Below are 17,785 nucleotides of genomic sequence, written 5' to 3'. Positions count from 1 at the left end.
GCTACGGTTTTCCGGATAACACCACTCTTCCGAGAATTTTCCCATCAGCTAAATCGTTTAATGCAGAATTCGCTTCCTGAAAACCTCGGATCTCCAAAGGAACAGGACGAATTTTATTTTTAGAAACCAGTTGTAACAATTCCTTCAATTCGCCGGGAGAGCCTGTATAACTTCCACGAATTGTTAAACTTCTAAGAGAAAGGATCGGAGTGGGGATTTTTAACTCTCCACCGAAAAGTCCGACACCGATCAGAGTCCCGTTCTTTTTCAAAAGTGAAAATCCCAAAGAAGAAGTAACACTATTATTCACAAAATCGATGACTGCGGAAACTCCCAAAGGACCGGAGATCTTTTTTACTTCAGCGGCAATATCAGGATGAGAAGAAGTTACGGTATAAAATCCGAGCTCTTTTAGTTTTTCCAAACGAGACTTATCTAGATCCAAAAAAATCACTTTTGCTTCCGTAAGAAGTGGAATTAGTTGAGAAGCAAACATACCGAGTCCGCCTGCTCCTATGATTACCAAAGAATCCGTTTTTTTGAGTGGAATAACTTTTTTTAAAGCACCATAAGCTGTGAGCCCGGCACACGCGTAAGAGCAAGCATACTCCGGAGAAAGATCATAAATATCCAAAAGCCATTTTTCATCCGGTACCAAGATACGATCCGAATAACCGCCATCTTGGTAAATCCCCAGGGATTTAGGAGCAGAACAAAGTTGCGGATTTCCTGATTCACATTCTTCGCAGATTCCGCAACCGATCCAAGGATATACTAGTTTTATTTCTCCTACGGAAACGGTATGGACCTTAGATCCCACTTTTAAAACTTTTCCTACAACTTCATGCCCAGGAGTAAGAGGAAGTTTGACTCCTCTGTCTTTTACGAAAAGTTTTTCTTCTCCGCCTATTTTATAATAACCGTCCCTTAAATGAAGGTCCGAATGACAAACCCCGCAGGAAATTACTTCCAATAAAACTTCGGAATCTTTCGGTTCCGGGTCTTGTTTTTCTTCCCATTCTAAAGAGGAACCGAATTCTACCAATCTAACACTTTTCACTAAAGTACAACCTCTTTTCGTTTGAAAACACGATCCATTTCTTCAGAGATAATTCGTAATCCCTCGTCCGGAGCTTTTAGAAGATTCACCTTGGTAAAAAATCCATGGGTATATCCTTTAAATTCTTTGAATAAGACGGAAACTCCCGCTTCCTTTAGTTTTTCTGCATATAGTTTTCCATCGTCTCTAAGCGGATCAATGTTTGCGATAAACACAATAGCAGGAGGAAGATCCTTCCAATCGGTATGGTATAAGGGAGAAGCTTTCGGATCGGATCTTGTGTGATGATTAGGCAGATACTGATCAATAAACCATTCCATATCTTTTTTGGTAAGGCCGGGACCTAATTCGAATTCCTTATATGAATTAGTATCGCAGATCGCCTCCGTAACCGGATAGATCAGAATTTGCAGATCGATTTTCGGACCGGACGTTTCTTTAGCTCTCATAATAGTAGAAGCAGCCAAATTTCCTCCGGCACTGTCGCCTGCCACTACCAAAGGAAGGTCTTTCCAGATGTTTTCATTTTGAGAAAAGATCCATTCCAAAGATGTATAAGCATCTTCTAATGGTTGAGGAAAAGGCGCTTCAGGAGCCAATCTATAATCTACAAGGGATACTATACTCGAAGTGATTTCAGCAAGTTTACGAGCGAATGGATCGAAGTCTTTTAATCTTCCGACTACCCATCCTCCCCCATGAAAGTAGAGAATTTTGGATTTAGGTTCCGTTTTTGGAATATAATTTTTTATGAATACATTTCCGCTCTTGGAAGGAATTGAGATGTCCTGGACTTCTCTCATGAGAGGACCTTCTCCCAAAAGTTCTCCTATTGCGGAATAACCGTCCCTTCTTTCTTGGATACTTCCTTGAGTAAAACCTGTAAGTCCCTTAGAGGAAATCAGATTCGCGTATTCCAACATCTCCGGAGCAAATTCCATTCTTTTCTTCCTTTAGAATGAGTAAGGAACAAAAGTATATTAGAAATCCGACGATTTGTCGTTCCAGTTTATAGATCGGGATGGAATAAAATTCGGGCTTAGAAAGAGGAACGATTCGCTTCCATATAATAATGGTTAGGTACAAGTCCCTTAGGCCCCGCAAAATTCCTGGATTCTAGGATCTCGAATCCTAATTTTTTATATAGACCTTGAGCGTTCGGATTTTCTTGGGAAACATCCAAAGAAATTTTGTCGTAATCTGGGTAAGTCGAAACAGCGAATTTTATCAACTTCTCCGCTATTCCTTGTCTTCTTTCCTTTTGTGGAACAGCGATATGACCCAAATATAATCTGCCTGATTTAGGAGGTTGGATCATTCCTTCCATACTTAATCCGCGGACTGCGACCTTAGGTGCACTTAATTTATAAATACGAAAAATATTTCCAGCAGTAGCAGCATTTTGAAAGAAGAAGTTCTCAGAACGGAATATAACGATACTTCCTACAACCTCGCCCTTTTTTTCAGCCAGATAATGATTCTTATAGCTGAATGTATTTTTCGTTCCTTGGAAGGATTTGATGAGAAAATCCTGGGCGGAAATTTTTCCCTCGTTAAACACATAGTCCCAGGCAGCGGGCCCGGAACTATAGATCAAAGGAACAGTAGCGGCCGCATCTTCCGGCCTAGCAGAGCGAATTATAATCGTTTCGTTAGACATTCTTAGATCGCAGAGTTGAGTTCTTCTCTAAGGCGCTTCGCCTCTTCAAAATCCGGCTTCATTACGATCGCCTTATGCAGATACTGCAAGGATCTTTCGGGACGATTCCAGATCTTGTAAAGAGTAGCCAGGTTAAAAAGAGAAATATGAGGTGCGTCGTTTAAAGTACAACGAAGAGATTTTTTCAGCCAGAAAACGGATTCTCTTTCCCTTCCCATACGAAGAAGAAGGATACCGATCTCGTTACAAGGATTTCCGTATTCGGAATTCACTTCTACAGAGCGGTAAAAATAGTACAGGCCTTTTTTCCAATTGTTTCTTTGGTTTTCGATAAGACCTAGAAAAAAGTAGGTCTCATGGCTTTCGGAATCTTCCAAAGAGGATTTTAGTAGGAATTCCGCACGATCCAAATCGCCGGTTCTATAAAAAAATTTAGATGCTTCTAGCTTGTCTTCAGGCGTCAGGTTTTCCAATTATCTACCCGTTTTTATTTTTATTTTCGGACGCCTCTTGAAATAGCTTAATTCCGTTTTCCGTGTAGGACTTCCTTCTTTACGTTTTCCCGGAGAAACTTGGAGATACTAATAGCATCCAAACCGTATTCCGCGAAAATTTCCTTTCTTTCCCCGTGGTGAATCACCTCGGAAGGGAACGCGAATGTTTTAATAAAACGTCCTAAATACTCGGGAGAGATCCGGTTTAGCAAATATCCGGAAGCTCCTCCATCCAAATAACTTTCATCCAGGATCGCAAAATGACGGACATGAGAAAGTTCTTCGTCCAAAGCCTCTTTACCCAGTGGCCTCAGCCATACAAGGTCGATCAATGTGACCGAATATCCTTCCTGCTCCAATATGCTAGTTGCTTTTTTAGCTTCCTCTAACATAGAACCGATGGAAAGAAGAGCGATATCCGTTCCTCTTTGTATCACTCTAAAACTTCCGGGTTTTAGATCCTTCTCCGCGCTGAAATCCAAACCGGAAAGTTCCACACTCGCCTTAGGGAATCGGATTGCGATCGGAGACTTGTCATAATTCTCCATATACTTAAGTGAATCTACCAGATCCTGTCCGGAAGAAGGAACAAACACGTCCATATTCGGCAAGGATAGAAGGTAACTTAGATCGAATAATCCTTGGTGAGTCTCTCCATCCGGCCCAACACAACCTGCTCTATCGATCACAAATCGAACAGGAAGATTCATTAAAGAAACATCTTCTACCAATTGGTCCATCCCTCTGGTCAAGAAGGTGGAATAAATACACATATAAGGGATCACATCCCCGTTTGTCATAGCACCTGCAAAAGCAACCGAGTGCTGCTCTGCAATGCCCACGTCGTAGACATGATCCGGGAATTTGGAAACATATTCCCCGAGTCCGGAACCTTCTATCATTGCTGGAGTAATTGCAGCAATGCGCGGATTTTTTTCGGTTAGATCGGAAAGTACCTTACCCACAATCTTAGAGTAGGAAATTTTAGAAGAATCGCCCGAATCCATGGCCCCATCTTCCTTACGAAACGGAGTAACTCCATGGTATTTGATTGGGTCCTTTTCTGCCGGAATATAACCTTTTCCTTTTTGGGTGATCGTATGGAAAAGAACAGGCCCTTTCATGGTCTTGATCTTACTAAGCATCTTAACCAAACGGATCACATCGTGACCGTCTTCAGGTCCTATATAAATAAAACCTAGGTCTTCGAATAGACCGCCGGGAGTGAAAACATCTTTAAATCCTTTCTCTACCCTTTTGAAAAAGCTTTCCATCGCTGGTCCAACGATAGGGAACCATTTCAGGAAGGTGTAAAATATCCTTTTCCAGTTCAGATAAAAATGAGAGCTGATGATATTATTCAAGTAGTTGGAGATGGATCCGACGTTCTTGGAGATGGACATATAATTGTCATTTAGAACAACTAATAGATCTTTTTTAAGATGTCCTGCGTGGTTCATTGCTTCCAAAGCCATTCCTGTAGCGATGGATGCGTCCCCGATAATTGCTGCGACTGAATAATCTTTTCCGGTCAGATCTCTAGCTACCGCTTCTCCCAAAGCTTGGGAGATAGAAGTGCCCGCATGACCCGTATTATATAGATCGTAAACCGATTCTTCTCTTTTAGGAAATCCGGAAAGTCCCTTGAACTTGCGTACTGTGGAAAGTTTTTCCTTTCTGCCTGTCAGGATCTTATGAGGGTATGTTTGATGCCCTACGTCCCAGATCAGTCTGTCTTTCGGAGTTTCAAAAACGTAATGTAGGGCAACCGTGAGTTCTACAACTCCCAGGTTACTTGCGAAATGCCCTCCGATCCCGGAGAGAGTATCAATGATATAATTTCGGATCTCGGAACAGAGTTTAGGCAGTTCCTCGAGAGGCAATTTTCTGAGATCCGCCGGAAGGCGGATCCCGTTCAATAACGAATCTTCCTGTTGCATGTATTCCGTCTTTGACGGTCATCGGGACTGCTCTACTGAATGCAAAGGTTTCCTCAGAAGTTTTAGGTCTTCTTCGTTCACTAAGTCGATCAGTTCATAGATCCGGACAGGCTTGGTTTTACCCTTTACCTTGACTAGATCCAGTTCTCTGGCAATTATGCGGTCCTTGACCTTTTCGTATGTATATTCCGAAATAATAATATTTGTGGCATATTCCTTGTTGGATCCTTCCAGACGAGATCCCAAGTTAATGGTATCTCCCATACAAGTATAGTCCATCCGGTGAGAACTTCCCATATTCCCCACGACAGCCGGTCCGGAATTTAATCCAATACCAATGTCCATCACAGGAAGATCTCTTGCTTTCCATTCTTCCTTCAGAACTGCGAGTCTTCTCATCTGAGCGAGAGACGCCGCGCAGGCATAGTAAGCATGGTCTTCTAGAGGAACCGGAGCCCCCCAGAAAGCCATGATCGCATCCCCCATGTATTTATCAATCGTTCCCTTGAACTCGATAATGATCTCGGTCATTTCGGAAAGGTACTGATTCAAAAACTGTACCAGTTCTTCCGGGCCCATTTTTTCGGACATTGTGGTAAATCCGCGAATATCCGAGAAAAAGATGGTGATGTCCTTCTTGGATCCACCCAAGTTTAGATTTTCCGGATTCTTGAGAAGTTCGTCCACAACGTCTTTAGAAACGAATTTGGAGAATGTTGTGCGGATATATTTTACGTTCTCTTCTTCCGTTAAGATCTTATAGACTATGATCCCCACAAATATGAAAAACTGCTCTATGATCACGGAAGGGAATACGTGAACTATATTGAATTCCGAGAAATCGTATAATGTGACAATACTGTATACTAGAGCGATTCCTATAATGAATAAAAATCCCCAAGAGGTCTTCATTCTAGGCAGGATCAATCCTACGATAAAGGCCATGGAGAAGAAGATCAGGAAGTTTCCTGCGAGCGGCATATCCCAAAGAAAATCCTGGTTCAAGATCGTATTGATTGCGTGTGCGTGGTGCTCGATCCCGGACATGTCTCCGAACGGAGATAAGTGGGTATCTTTTGCGGCTCCTCTTCCTGTAGCGTAGAACATTGCGACGAGGAAGATATTATTATTCACTTGAGTAGCAGTTTCGTTGTCCCAGCCTTCGGATACTTCGAAGAACTCGGTAGTATTATAAGAATATAATCCACCCGGGAAGTTGATCTCCATCTGGCCATACTCATCTATCGGGATAATGATCTCACGAGTATCATTCGGTTTTGCCATGATATCTTCTGTGACCATTTTTAAGGACTTACGGTCAAAATAGCTGATATTCTTTGAGGGAATATTTTTTATCTTCACATATTCGCCCATGACCACTTCTACATCTTTTTTGACATCCACTCCGTAATAGTTACAAGCGATGATTAAGTCGATAGAAGGATAATATTCATCCGCTCTACCTGCACCTGAGCCTAAGATCTTTGCTACGATAGGCATTTTACGATTCAGACCTGATTCGTCTTTTTTAATATTCGCAAATCCTAAACCGGAGGATTTTTCTGCAATTGGTTCGATAGGAGCCTGCGGGAATTTCAACCAGGAAAGTCCCGTTTGTTCGTCTTTGACATTTTCCAATTTGAACTTGCGAAGGATTTCAGTTCTTTTCTCTAAATTGATGATCGTGCTCTTGGATTCCAAACTGGTTTCCATAGGATAGTCGAACATTACCCTTTGGTTTCCGGAAAGAGCTTTAGCCATTTCTTCCGTCTGTCCCGGCTTATAGTCCAGGAAGAAAACGTCGAACATTAGATGGTTATTAGAAGAAGAGAATTTTTCTATTATCTTTGCGTAATATTTCCAAGGAAGAGGCCATACACCACCTAGTTGATCCAAAGTTTTGGTGGTAATCCCGATGATATTGATGTCCCTTCTTGCTTTTTCAGGGGGTTTCAATTGGATCTGTTCCAAATCACCTTTGTCAGATTCCTTTTCTACTCTTGCGTCTGTTTGGTTGCGAAGAACGTTAAATCTCCAAGAGATGGAATTTTCTTCCAGCTCGGAAACGGGAGTGAATGCAACGTATAGATCGAACCAAACCAAGGATACAATGATCGCTAACCAAAGACTCCCCACTAACTGTGGATTTTTGGCAACCTTGGTGATTGTTTTATAGAAGAAGTAAGAGGAAGAAAATAGAAAAAGCGCACCTAATAATAGAAGTTGAAGCGAATACTCCGCTTCGGAAAAAAACGCGTAATAAAAATGTGCCAGAATTCCGAGGGTTGTAGTGACCCCGAAAATAATATCCACAACGGTAAATTTCTGGGCTGGTTTGGACTCGCTCATTCTTTCCTCCGATCCGGAAGATTCTCTCTACCGGGACGGTTTCGTCAATTTTCTTCCCAGTTCAGGAAAGAAAATATCGACTAGGAAAAAGAGTTTTAGAGGTTTTTTCCTCTCAAAGAACCGGAAATCGATTGTGCGTATTCTTCCAATTTCTTTCTACAAAGACTAGGATTAGAACCATTCTCTTCTATGATCCTTTGCACTGCGGAACCTATGATAATCCCGTCAGCATATTGGGAAATTTCTTTTGCCTGGTCTGGGGCCGAGATCCCGAATCCTGCACTTACAGGAAGGGAAAAAACTTCCTTAGTAGTTTTGATTCTGTCCTCTAAATCCGCAGAGATGGATTTTCTTTCTCCCGTTACTCCGTAAGAAGTTACGTAATAGATAAATCCGGAAGCAAAGTCCCTAATTCCTTTCATTCGGTTTAAAGGTGTAGCAGGAGTTACCAAATGGATCAGGTCCACTCCCCTTCTTTTTAAGGACTTGAATAATTCGTCTGTCTCAGGGGTATCATAAGGAAGATCAGGTATGATCATACCTTGGATACCTGCGATTTTCGCCTTCTCCGCAAACTTTTCAAAACCGTAATGAAAAATCGGATTAAAATACGTTAGATACACTAGAGGAATATGAGGATGTAAAGAATGTATCTTCTCCGTCGTTTCCAAAATTGTATCCATAGAGAATGGATTTGCAAGAGCACGTTTGAATGCCTTTTGGATCACTGGCCCGTCTGCAACCGGATCTGAAAACGGGATTCCAAGTTCTAAAATATCAGCGCCACCTCTGATAAGAGCATCCGCCCAATCTACGCATAGATCGTAGTTCGGATCTCCTAAAGAAATATAAGGAATGAATGCGCTTTTTGAATCCGAAAAAACGCTCTTAATTGCGCTCAAATCAAATCTCCTTGTGAAAGACCGACTAGTCTTGCTACTTCTGCTACGTCTTTGTCCCCTCTTCCGGATAAACAGATCAAAATATCTTTTTTCTTCCCAAGTTCTTTTGCAAGATCCTTAGCGAATCGGAACGCATGAGCAGTTTCTAATGCAGGTATGATACCTTCTATCCTACAAACTTCCATGAATGCATCCAAGGCTCCCTGGTCGGAAACTGTTTCGTATTTTACTCTACCGGAAGAATGTAAATGTGCATGTTCAGGTCCTACACCTGGATAATCCAATCCCGCAGAAACGGAATGAGCAGGAACTACTTGGCCGCCATCGTCTTGGATCACCAAAGTTTTGGTTCCGTGTAAAAATCCAGTTTTACCAAAAAGCATTGTGGCAGAATGTTCTCCTGGAGAAGATCCCCTTCCCCCTGCTTCCACTCCATACAGTTTTACTTTTTTATCATTTAGAAATGCATAATACATTCCCATTGCATTGGAACCGCCACCTACACAGGCAACGACAGCATCGGGAAGTTTATCGTTCTCTTTTTTGAACTGCTTCTTGGATTCGTCACCCACGACTTTTTGAAAATCGCGGACGATTGTAGGAAAAGGATGAGGCCCGATTACTGAACCTACTATATAATGAGTATTAGAAACATTTAATGCCCAATCTCTCATTGCTTCGGAAGTTGCATCTTTTAAAGTCGCAGTTCCTGAAGAAACCCCAATTACTTTTGCACCAAGCATCTGCATACGGATCGCATTCAATTTTTGGCGGCGGAGATCTTCTTCTCCCATAAAGATAGCAGTTTCAAATTCGAATAATGCACCAACGGTTGCAGTCGCCACACCATGTTGGCCTGCTCCTGTTTCCGCAATAATCCTACGTTTGCCCATTGCTTTTGCAATAAGCGCCTGACCGATCGTATTATTGATCTTATGAGCGCCTGTATGATTCAGGTCCTCACGTTTTAGCCAGATCTTAGCTCCACCCCAGGCCTTGGTCAGTTTCTCTGCGTACGTCAGAGGAGAAGGTCTTCCGATATAATTCCTTCTATAAAACTCCAGATCCTTTTGGAATTTTTTATCCTTACGGAGTTTATTGTAAGTATCTTCCAACTCGATCAATGCTTCGGTCAAGATCTCAGGGGAATATCTTCCTCCAAAATCTCCGAAGTATCCTTCTTTTTCAGTGAAGCTGCGTTCTTTAGCCATGACAGTTTTTGAAGGGATTAATCTCCCAACAACTCCTGGTATAATTCCTGACGTAGGTTTTCTACTCTCGTATTCAAATCATCAAAGTCCGTGAATTTGAAAGTTTCATCCTTATCATATTTACGATTATAGATGGAAATTTCTCCGGATTCGAAAAACTTTTTACCGACAGTGATCCTGATAGGGAAACCGATCAGTTCAGAATCCTTGAATTTAAATCCAGGTCCTAAATCTCTTTCGTCCCAGAAAACCTCAAATCCTTCGTTCTTTAGATTTTCGTAAAATTCTAATGCTTTTGCATCTTGCTCCTCACCTTTCGTGAGAGTCACAAGACCGATCTCAAAAGGTGCAATACTGATCGGCCAGTAAATACCCTTATCATCATTACATTGTTCTATAACCGTTGCCATGGTGCGGTTCACACCGATACCATAACATCCCATGGTAAGAGTTTTTGCCTTACCTTGTTGATCCAATACTTGGATCTGAAAAGACTTAGTATATTTATCTCCCAATTTGAAGATATGACCTACTTCAATCCCCTTTTCTGCCTTTAGGGTTTTTGCACAGGTAGGACAAGGATCTCCTTCTCTTGCAAGAGCAACATCTGTAGTTTCGTAAGGAATCTTGATCTCGGAAGAAGGAATATATCCTTGGATATGGAAATCTTCTTTTCCTCCACCGACCACGTAAGCTCCATCCTTTTGGATAGAAGAGTCTAAAATCACCTTAAACCCTGCACCCACATCGGAAGGTCCGATAAACCCGGGAACTAAATTAGAACTTCTTAATTCAGGTTCCGGGATCATGTCCAGGTCGGACCATTTTAAATAAGACTTAAGTTTGTGTTCATTTAGTTCTAGGTCCCCGCGTAGGAATACCAACAGTTTCTCTTTTCCATTCTGGAAAGCAACAGCCTTGATCGTATCCTGAGGGCGAACATTTAAGAAAGAAGCAACATCTTCGATAGACTTTTTGCCTGGAGTTTCTACTTCTTTTTTGTCCTTAGGACCTTTAGGAGAATCTTCCTGCTTTGCTATAAAAGGAGTTTTTTCGCTATTAGAATTATAGCCGCAGTCTCCACAAAGAAGAAGTGTCTCTTCTCCGATAGGAGAAACCACCATAAATTCTTCGGAAGCAGAACCACCCATTGTTCCTGAATCTGCTTGGACAGGAATAGTTTTCAAACCGCAACGTTGAAAAATTTTGCGATACGCGGTTCTCATATCCTGATATGTAGCATCCAAAGATGCTTCGTCCAAATGATAAGAATATGCATCTTTCATAATGAACTCTCTAGAACGAATTACTCCGAATCTAGGGCGGATCTCATCTCTGAATTTAGTGTGGATCTGATATACGTTAATTGGCAGATCCTTATATGATTTCAGTAAAGGTTTTACTAAATAGGAAAAAGATTCCTCATGAGTGGGACCGAGTGCGTACCATTGGTCATGACGGTCTTTTACCCGCATCATTTCCGGACCCATAACACTCCATCTTCCTGATTGTTCCCAAAACTCGGAAGGTGTCATGATCGGAAGTTCGAATTCCAATGCACCGGTTGCGTCCATTTCTTCACGGACTATATTTTCTATTTTTTTAAGGATACGTAATCCTAATGGTAGGAAAAAATAAAACCCTGAGCCTGATTTTCTGACCAGACCAGCTCGTATCATCAGCCTATGGGAAGCGACTACCGCGTCCGAAGGATTTTCTTTTTCCGTAGGTACTAAATATTTAGATGCTCTCATGACTCTCGATTATCTTAAGAAATCGTGATAAGTCACATAGAGGCCCAAGGATAAAAGGAAGAAGAATCCTAATCTCAAAACCTGTTCTTGAACAGCCATCGGCAAAGGTCTACCGGCGATCGCCTCGTATGTGAAAAAAACGATATGTCCACCGTCGGCCACAGGAATCGGAAGTAAATTCATTATCATTAAAGCGATCGAAATAAATGCCACGAACTGAAAGTAAGAATAAAAACCGTCTTCTAGGAATTGAACGGAAACTTTAGCAAGTCCCACAGGACCGGAAACGCTGTCCTTTACCTTTAATCTTCCGGAAAAGATCATCCCAAGTCCTCTCAGGTTATCGCTAATCATCTTTCCTACGTCTTTGCCGGACTGTAAAAATGCCTCTCCGAAGGAAAGTTTTCGGTCCATACTTTCCTCTTTTACATGCATCTTAGCGGTAAAACCTAAAAGACCGATTTGGTAGAATCCGAGTGTTGCATCCCAGATCTGCCCTTGCACTTCCAACTGTACTCTTTTACCGATTTGAGATTGGACTGTCTTTTTGAAATCTTCCAGATCTGCAAAAGATTTACCGTCCATTTTCAAACTTAGAAGTTTAAGTTTAATTTCAGGATCATGACTTCTGAGACTGATTGTGCTGATTGGTATATCAGGATATTTTCTGTCTCGAACATCTTTTAATTCTACAACGAATGCTCCAAGAGGTGTCATTTCCACTTCTGCTTTTTCGCGAGTCCATGGATTGAGTAGTGGATACGTTTTACGATCCACTTCTAATTTCACTTTTTCGTTTTGGAATTTTCCGAGAGTACGTTGTAATTCAGGAACAGTATGGACTTCGATCCCATTCACGGATAAAATCCTGTCCCCATCGTTTAGATAATCCAAGGCCCTGGATTCGATCGCCTCTTTGTTCAGTCTTGCTTCTAACAAAGCGAGCTCACGAGGAGAAAGTTTTGGATCTAATGCGACCTTTCTTTCTCTTTGCTTTCTGTATTCTGCTGCTTCTCCATTCGGATCCAAGAAAGAAAGTTTTTTCAAGAACCAATGACTGAGTGTGGATCCATATCCGAAGTCCACTTGTACGAGTCTTTCTCCCGCAAAGTCTACTCCTATCTGAGGATCAGAGAAATGAAACTCTAGTTCTCTTCCTTCTCTCTCCACTTTGAGTTGGATATCTTTTCCGCGAGCAAGTCCAAGCTCGGATAATAATTCATATTTGGATTCCGTTCTGGTTCCATTTACGGAGACAATTTTGTCTCCACTTCTTAAACCTGCTTGGTATCCTGAAGAATATTCATTCACTGCTGGTTCTATATAAATTTTAGTCCCTGCAGGAGAATAACCGATCGCGTATAAACCGAAGATGATAAAAAATCCTAGGATCAAATTAAATAAAGGACCGCCAAAAACCGGGATCATCCTTTTAAGAGGAGGAGTGGATAAAAATTCTCCCTTCTCTCCTTTTAATGCTCCGCCTTCGTCTCCCTTGAATAGAACATAACCGCCTAACGGAATTCCAGTGACTTGGAAAGTGGTCTCGCCAATTTTCTTTTTCCAAATTCCTTTTCCATAACCAATGGAGAAGATCCTGGCCTTCACTCCTACTACCCAACCCATGATCAAATGGCCCAGCTCATGGATAAAAATACAAAGGGCCAACATGAATACGATGCCTAAAATATCTGCTAACATAAATGCACTACCTTATCTTTAGAGAAATGGAAGGCCAATTCTCTGGCCTTTCTATCCGCTTCTTCGTACCCTTCTAAATCTTCCGGAAATGAATTCGGAATTTTTTCCAAAACATTTCGAATGAGAGAAGGTATTTCCGTAAAAAGAATTTTACCTTGTAAGAATAATTCAACAGCCACTTCGTTCGCGGCATTAAAGATAGAAGGAGCGGTGCCTCCCGCTCTTCCGGTCTCATACGCCAACGCCAAACCTGGATATCTTTCCATATCCGGTTCTAAAAATTCCAAAGTCCCCCAAGAAGTGGCAGGATGAGATCTCAAAACTTTAGGAACTATTTTAGGATAATATAATGAATGCGCCACAGGAAAGATCATGTCCGGATAAGAAGCGTATACAAAACTTGCTCCATCCTTGGTCTCAACCAAACCGTGAGCAATACTTTGGGGATGGATGACTACACCTATCTTATCATAAGAAAACCCGAAAAGAAAATGAGCCTCTATAACCTCTAATCCTTTATTGATCATCCCGGCGGAATCGATCGTGATCTTAGGCCCCATATTCCAGGTAGGATGTTTTAGCGCCTGTTCGATAGTTACTTTCGGAAGATCCTCGACAGGAAGTTTACGAAAAGGTCCACCGGAAGCAGTCAGGACTATTCTTTCGAGTGAGTCCTTCTTCATATTTTCTAAAAGTTGGAAGAGTGCATTATGTTCCGAGTCCACAGGAACAAGAGATGATTTAGAATTTTCTAATAAACTTTTGATATAAGGTCCGCAACTTACTAAGGTTTCCTTATTTGCTATCCCAATCTTTTTACCTGCGCGGATTGCAGCAACAGTAGGTCGTATGCCGCTTGCACCAACAACTGCTGTGACAACGGTTTCTATTTCCGGAGCAGAAACGATCTCTTCTAAACTTTTAGATCCGTATAACACCTTTGTATTTCCGATCTTGCTTCCAAGAACAGTTCTATCCGCAGTTTCAGAACTGATACATAGAACATCCGGTTGGAATTCCTTGGCGATAGATTCCGCTTTTTGTAAATTGGAATGTACGCTGAAAGATATTAACCGAAACTCTTCCGGAAAAAGGCGGAGTATTTTGAGAGTGGACTCTCCTACCGATCCGGAGGCACCCAGTATAGAGACGCCTCTTTTCATATTGTTAGTTAGACCGGAAATCCCAAGGCAACCTTGATCTGAAGATAAAAATAAAGGATAGGAACCGTTAAAAGTAACGCATCAGCCCTATCCAAAATTCCACCATGACCAGGGATCAAATTTCCGGAATCTTTTACCTTAGCATCTCTTTTCATTGCGGATTCCAAAAGGTCTCCGATGATCCCTACAAAAGATAAAATTAAAGAAGTTAAAAATACTTCTGCACCTGAAACTAAAGGTGCAACACCCGTGCTTCTTTCCCATAAAATATTTAGAAGGAATACTGAACCGATCGCTACTACGATCCCGGAAGCATAACCTTCCCAGGTTTTTTTAGGAGAAATTGCAAGTCCTGCCGGATTTCTACCGAACCAACGACCGCCGAAATATCCGCCCACATCAGTCATAAATGTTGCAACAGATACTAAGAACACATAATAGATCCCTTGGTTCATTCCCAAAAGAAGAAGTAAATGTCCGAGCGGTAATGCTGCGTAAACTACTCCTAAGATAGTGGAACTTACCGAAAAGATCGCACCATCCAGGGGTCTTCTCAAAATCTGGAGAAGAAAACTGAAAAGAAAAAGTAATACAAAGGAGAAGGTCACCGCGTCGAAACTAGGCACAAACAATTTGAAATGTGTTTGGAAGAAGATAGGTGGTTCGAATTTGTTCTGGGAAGCCACAAATCTAAAATAATAGATTAATAATATTATAATAAAGAAAAATATCCCGGTTCCTTTAAAGGGTCTTCCGTCCTGGCCTCTATCGGAAAGCCTATAAAATTCCGTCAGACCTATTACTCCTGCGACCAGAAGTATTACCAGGGTTTGTAAATAATAAAAATCCCTGTAAAAGATCATGAACAGGTATAGGGCTACGAGCACAGCCGCGGAAAGGATCCTTTTTGTAGTTTCACCCATTCTCTAAACCTCCGAATTTTCGGGTCCTTCTTGCGAACCAATCCAGCGCCTCTCTCAGATCCTTGTCTCCGAATTCAGGCCAAAGATTTTCAGTAAAAAAAAGCTCCGCATAAGCGGATTGCCATAGAAGGAAATTGGATAATCTCCTCTCCCCAGCGGTTCTAATCAATAAATCTACTGCCGGAAGGGGGTACGTATACAAATATTTTTCGAGTTCTTTTGTGCTGATCGGTTTTTGGATGGAGATGGACTTCTTCTTTCTTTCTTCCGCTAATCTGGAAAACGCGCTTAAAATCTCTTCCTGGGACCCGTAATTTAAACAAAAGTTCACAGTTAATTTGCGGTTTTTGCGGGTGATCTCAGCTGCATGATCGATTTTAGATAAAACCAAAGAGCTTAATTTTTTTCTAGAACCGGAATGTAATATTCGGATCCCTTTCGCGTGGATCTTATCCAAACGGGAATCTATAAATTCCACTAGTAGATTAAATATGGATCTGATCTCTGTGATCGGGCGTTTCCAGTTTTCTGTGGAGAATGCGTATAGGGAAACTACTTCTAAACCTAAGGAAAGACTAGAATCCATCAGACGATCAATTGCGTCTGCACCGGCTCTATGCCCTTCGGATCTGGAAAGTCCTTTAGATGTCGCCCATCTTCCGTTCCCGTCCATGATGACCGCCACGTGACGGGGGATTTTTTTTTTGGAAGAAGCCAAGCTTAGACCGTAGTGATTTCTTTCTCTTTCTCAGCGGTAATTGCAGAAACTTTATCTATATAAGAATCCGTAATTTTTTGCACCTGGTCTTGCAGAGTTTTCAATTCGTCTTGGGAAATTCCTTCGGAATGTTTTTTAAGATCTTCCATAGCATCACGGCGGATGTTTCTGACTGCGACCTTCTTCTCTTCCGATTTGGATTTTACCACTTTTGCCAATTCTTTACGTCTTTCGCCGGTAAGTTCCGGAATGATGATACGAATTACTACCCCGTCGTTCGTAGGTTGTAATCCTAATCCGGATGCTTGGATTGCCTTTTCGATATCTTTCATAGTTCCCTTATCATAAGGAGAAACTACCAGAAGTCTAGGCTCAGGAGCGGAGATATTTCCCAACTGATTGATTGGAGTAGGAGTTCCGTAATATTCTACTCTAAGATCTTCGATCAAAGCAGGGTTGGCCCTGCCCGTCCGGACTCCCGCAAAATCCTTTTTCAGGAGTTCCACGGTTTTATCCATCTTGGACTTCATTGCGTTGATTACTTCTTCATTCGCCATCGATCCGAATATCCTCCGAGTTAGAAATCAGGGTACCTATTTTTTTGTCCCCGAGAACCAAATCTTTTAAATTGCCCCGCTTAAAAATGTCAAATACGATTATTGACATATTGTTTTCCATGCAGAGACTGAGGGCGGTAGAATCCATAACTTTCAATCTACGTTTAATGGATTCCATAAAGGAGATATGAGTATATCTTTTAGCGCTTGGATCTTTTTTAGGATCCGCTTCGTAAACCCCGTCCACCTTAGTGGCTTTTAGGATCACTTCGCATCCTACTTCTACAGCTCTTAAACTTGCTGCTGTATCCGTAGTAAAATAAGGGTTACCTATTCCGCCTGCAAAGATCACGATCCTTTTCTTTTCCAAGTGTCGGACCGCTCTGCGGCGAATATAACTTTCTGCGATGGAATGAATATCTATTGCTGATTGAACTCTAGTATAGAGTCCTTTTTTCTCGCAGGCATCTTGTAGAGCCAATGCGTTTTGGATGGTAGCAAGCATTCCCATATAATCTGCGGTTGCCTGGTCCATTCCGACCTTAGCGAGATTTGCTCCTCGGATCAGGTTTCCCCCTCCGACTACTAGAGCAATCTCTACTCCTAAAGAATGAACTTCTTTGATCTCTTCTGCGAGTGAATGGGCTTTATTACTATCAATCCCAAACTCTCCCTCTCCGGCAAGTGCCTCACCGGAGAGTTTTATTAAGATCCGCTTATACTTAGAAGTTTCCTCGGCCAAGGTTTATGCGCCGCCTACCTGGAAACGAGCAAAACGAGCTACGATGATATTTTCACCGAATTTCGCGATAGCTTCCTTAACCAGATCGTCAACGGTCTTAGTATTATCCTTGATGAAGGCTTGGTTCAAAAGGCATACTTCGGAGAAATACTTTTTGATTTTTCCCGGAATGATCTTTTCGATCTGTTCCGGTTTTTTACCTTCTTCTTTTAATTGAGCTTCCAAAACCTTAGTTTCACGCTCGATATCTTCTGCAGGAACTTGTTCTTCGCTTACGTATAAAGGAGCCATAGCTGCGATTTGCAGACAGATCTCTTTTCCGAGAGCTTCAAAAGCCTCGTTACGTGCAACGAAGTCAGTTTCAGAGTTGAGCTCGAGTAGAACTCCGATCTTTCCATCTCCGTGGATATAGGAAATATTTCTTCCTTCTTTGGTCACGCGTCCCGCTTTTTTAGAAGCCTTAGCGATCCCTTTTTCACGCAACCAGTCTGCAGATTTGTCTAGATCGTTATTATTCTCTATAAGAGCTTTTTTACAATCCATCAATCCCGCACCGGTGCGGTCTCTTAGTTCCTTAATAAGGTCGGTAGTAGATGCTGACATGATCTTCC

The 17,785-nt window shown here is 41.8% G+C and carries 16 protein-coding genes; all 16 read right to left on the bottom strand.

The genetic code is table 11. The features are described 5' to 3' along the window. Window position 1 precedes the first annotated feature (1 nt). Window positions 2-1,060 (bottom strand): alcohol dehydrogenase, encoded by a 1,059-nt coding sequence (locus EHO58_RS13455; RefSeq protein ID WP_135680276.1) that lies wholly within the window; start codon window positions 1,058-1,060, stop codon window positions 2-4. Next, window positions 1,060-2,001 (bottom strand): alpha/beta hydrolase, encoded by a 942-nt coding sequence (locus EHO58_RS13450; RefSeq protein WP_135680275.1) that lies wholly within the window; start codon window positions 1,999-2,001, stop codon window positions 1,060-1,062. Before EHO58_RS13450 ends, EHO58_RS13455 begins: the two co-directional genes overlap by 1 nt. A 98-nt stretch (window positions 2,002-2,099) precedes the next feature. Beyond that, window positions 2,100-2,720: a GNAT family N-acetyltransferase gene (locus EHO58_RS13445; RefSeq protein ID WP_135625997.1), complete on the bottom strand. Its 621-nt coding sequence runs from the start codon at window positions 2,718-2,720 to the stop codon at window positions 2,100-2,102. A 2-nt stretch (window positions 2,721-2,722) separates the two neighbouring features. Further along, complete coding sequence (locus tag EHO58_RS13440) at window positions 2,723-3,193, bottom strand: tetratricopeptide repeat protein (protein WP_135625996.1); 471 nt, start codon at window positions 3,191-3,193, stop codon at window positions 2,723-2,725. 47 nt (window positions 3,194-3,240) lie between these two features. Further along, complete coding sequence (dxs, locus tag EHO58_RS13435; protein ID WP_135625995.1) at window positions 3,241-5,154, bottom strand: 1-deoxy-D-xylulose-5-phosphate synthase; 1,914 nt, start codon at window positions 5,152-5,154, stop codon at window positions 3,241-3,243. Between the two features lie 18 nt (window positions 5,155-5,172). Beyond that, window positions 5,173-7,503 carry an adenylate/guanylate cyclase domain-containing protein gene (locus tag EHO58_RS13430; protein ID WP_135680274.1) on the bottom strand — a complete coding sequence of 777 codons (2,331 nt, stop codon included), beginning with the start codon at window positions 7,501-7,503 and terminating at the stop codon, window positions 5,173-5,175. A 95-nt stretch (window positions 7,504-7,598) separates the two neighbouring features. Continuing rightward, window positions 7,599-8,405 (bottom strand): tryptophan synthase subunit alpha, encoded by an 807-nt coding sequence (trpA, locus tag EHO58_RS13425; RefSeq protein ID WP_135680273.1) that lies wholly within the window; start codon window positions 8,403-8,405, stop codon window positions 7,599-7,601. Next, window positions 8,402-9,616, bottom strand: coding sequence for a tryptophan synthase subunit beta (gene trpB, locus EHO58_RS13420; protein ID WP_135625992.1), 1,215 nt, complete (start codon window positions 9,614-9,616; stop codon window positions 8,402-8,404). The genes trpA and trpB overlap by 4 nt, the downstream gene beginning before the upstream one ends. A gap of 17 nt (window positions 9,617-9,633) precedes the next feature. Next, window positions 9,634-11,370 (bottom strand): proline--tRNA ligase, encoded by a 1,737-nt coding sequence (locus EHO58_RS13415; RefSeq protein ID WP_135680272.1) that lies wholly within the window; start codon window positions 11,368-11,370, stop codon window positions 9,634-9,636. A gap of 9 nt (window positions 11,371-11,379) precedes the next feature. Further along, window positions 11,380-13,071, bottom strand: a complete 1,692-nt coding sequence (locus tag EHO58_RS13410) for a site-2 protease family protein (RefSeq protein ID WP_135680271.1) — start codon at window positions 13,069-13,071, stop codon at window positions 11,380-11,382. Then, window positions 13,065-14,234 (bottom strand): 1-deoxy-D-xylulose-5-phosphate reductoisomerase, encoded by a 1,170-nt coding sequence (gene dxr / locus EHO58_RS13405; RefSeq protein ID WP_135625989.1) that lies wholly within the window; start codon window positions 14,232-14,234, stop codon window positions 13,065-13,067. The genes EHO58_RS13410 and dxr overlap by 7 nt, the downstream gene beginning before the upstream one ends. A gap of 8 nt (window positions 14,235-14,242) precedes the next feature. Next, the gene (locus EHO58_RS13400; RefSeq protein ID WP_100709403.1) at window positions 14,243-15,157 is read right to left on the bottom strand and encodes a phosphatidate cytidylyltransferase; all 915 of its coding nucleotides are present in this window, start codon (window positions 15,155-15,157) and stop codon (window positions 14,243-14,245) included. Beyond that, window positions 15,150-15,875, bottom strand: coding sequence for an isoprenyl transferase (locus EHO58_RS13395; protein WP_135680270.1), 726 nt, complete (start codon window positions 15,873-15,875; stop codon window positions 15,150-15,152). The genes EHO58_RS13400 and EHO58_RS13395 overlap by 8 nt, the downstream gene beginning before the upstream one ends. Before the next feature lie 2 nt (window positions 15,876-15,877). Next, window positions 15,878-16,432: a ribosome recycling factor gene (gene frr, locus EHO58_RS13390; RefSeq protein ID WP_100707850.1), complete on the bottom strand. Its 555-nt coding sequence runs from the start codon at window positions 16,430-16,432 to the stop codon at window positions 15,878-15,880. Continuing rightward, window positions 16,422-17,174, bottom strand: a complete 753-nt coding sequence (gene pyrH / locus EHO58_RS13385; protein WP_008592152.1) for a UMP kinase — start codon at window positions 17,172-17,174, stop codon at window positions 16,422-16,424. Before pyrH ends, frr begins: the two co-directional genes overlap by 11 nt. A gap of 3 nt (window positions 17,175-17,177) precedes the next feature. Further along, window positions 17,178-17,777 carry a translation elongation factor Ts gene (gene tsf / locus EHO58_RS13380; protein ID WP_100724224.1) on the bottom strand — a complete coding sequence of 200 codons (600 nt, stop codon included), beginning with the start codon at window positions 17,775-17,777 and terminating at the stop codon, window positions 17,178-17,180. Between the last annotated feature and the right edge of the window lie 8 nt (window positions 17,778-17,785).

It is taken from the genome of Leptospira selangorensis, assembly GCF_004769405.1.
Lineage (GTDB): Bacteria > Spirochaetota > Leptospiria > Leptospirales > Leptospiraceae > Leptospira_B > Leptospira_B selangorensis.
The sequence above is the reverse complement of the archived record's forward strand: the minus strand, read 5'-3'. Positions and strand labels throughout refer to the sequence as shown.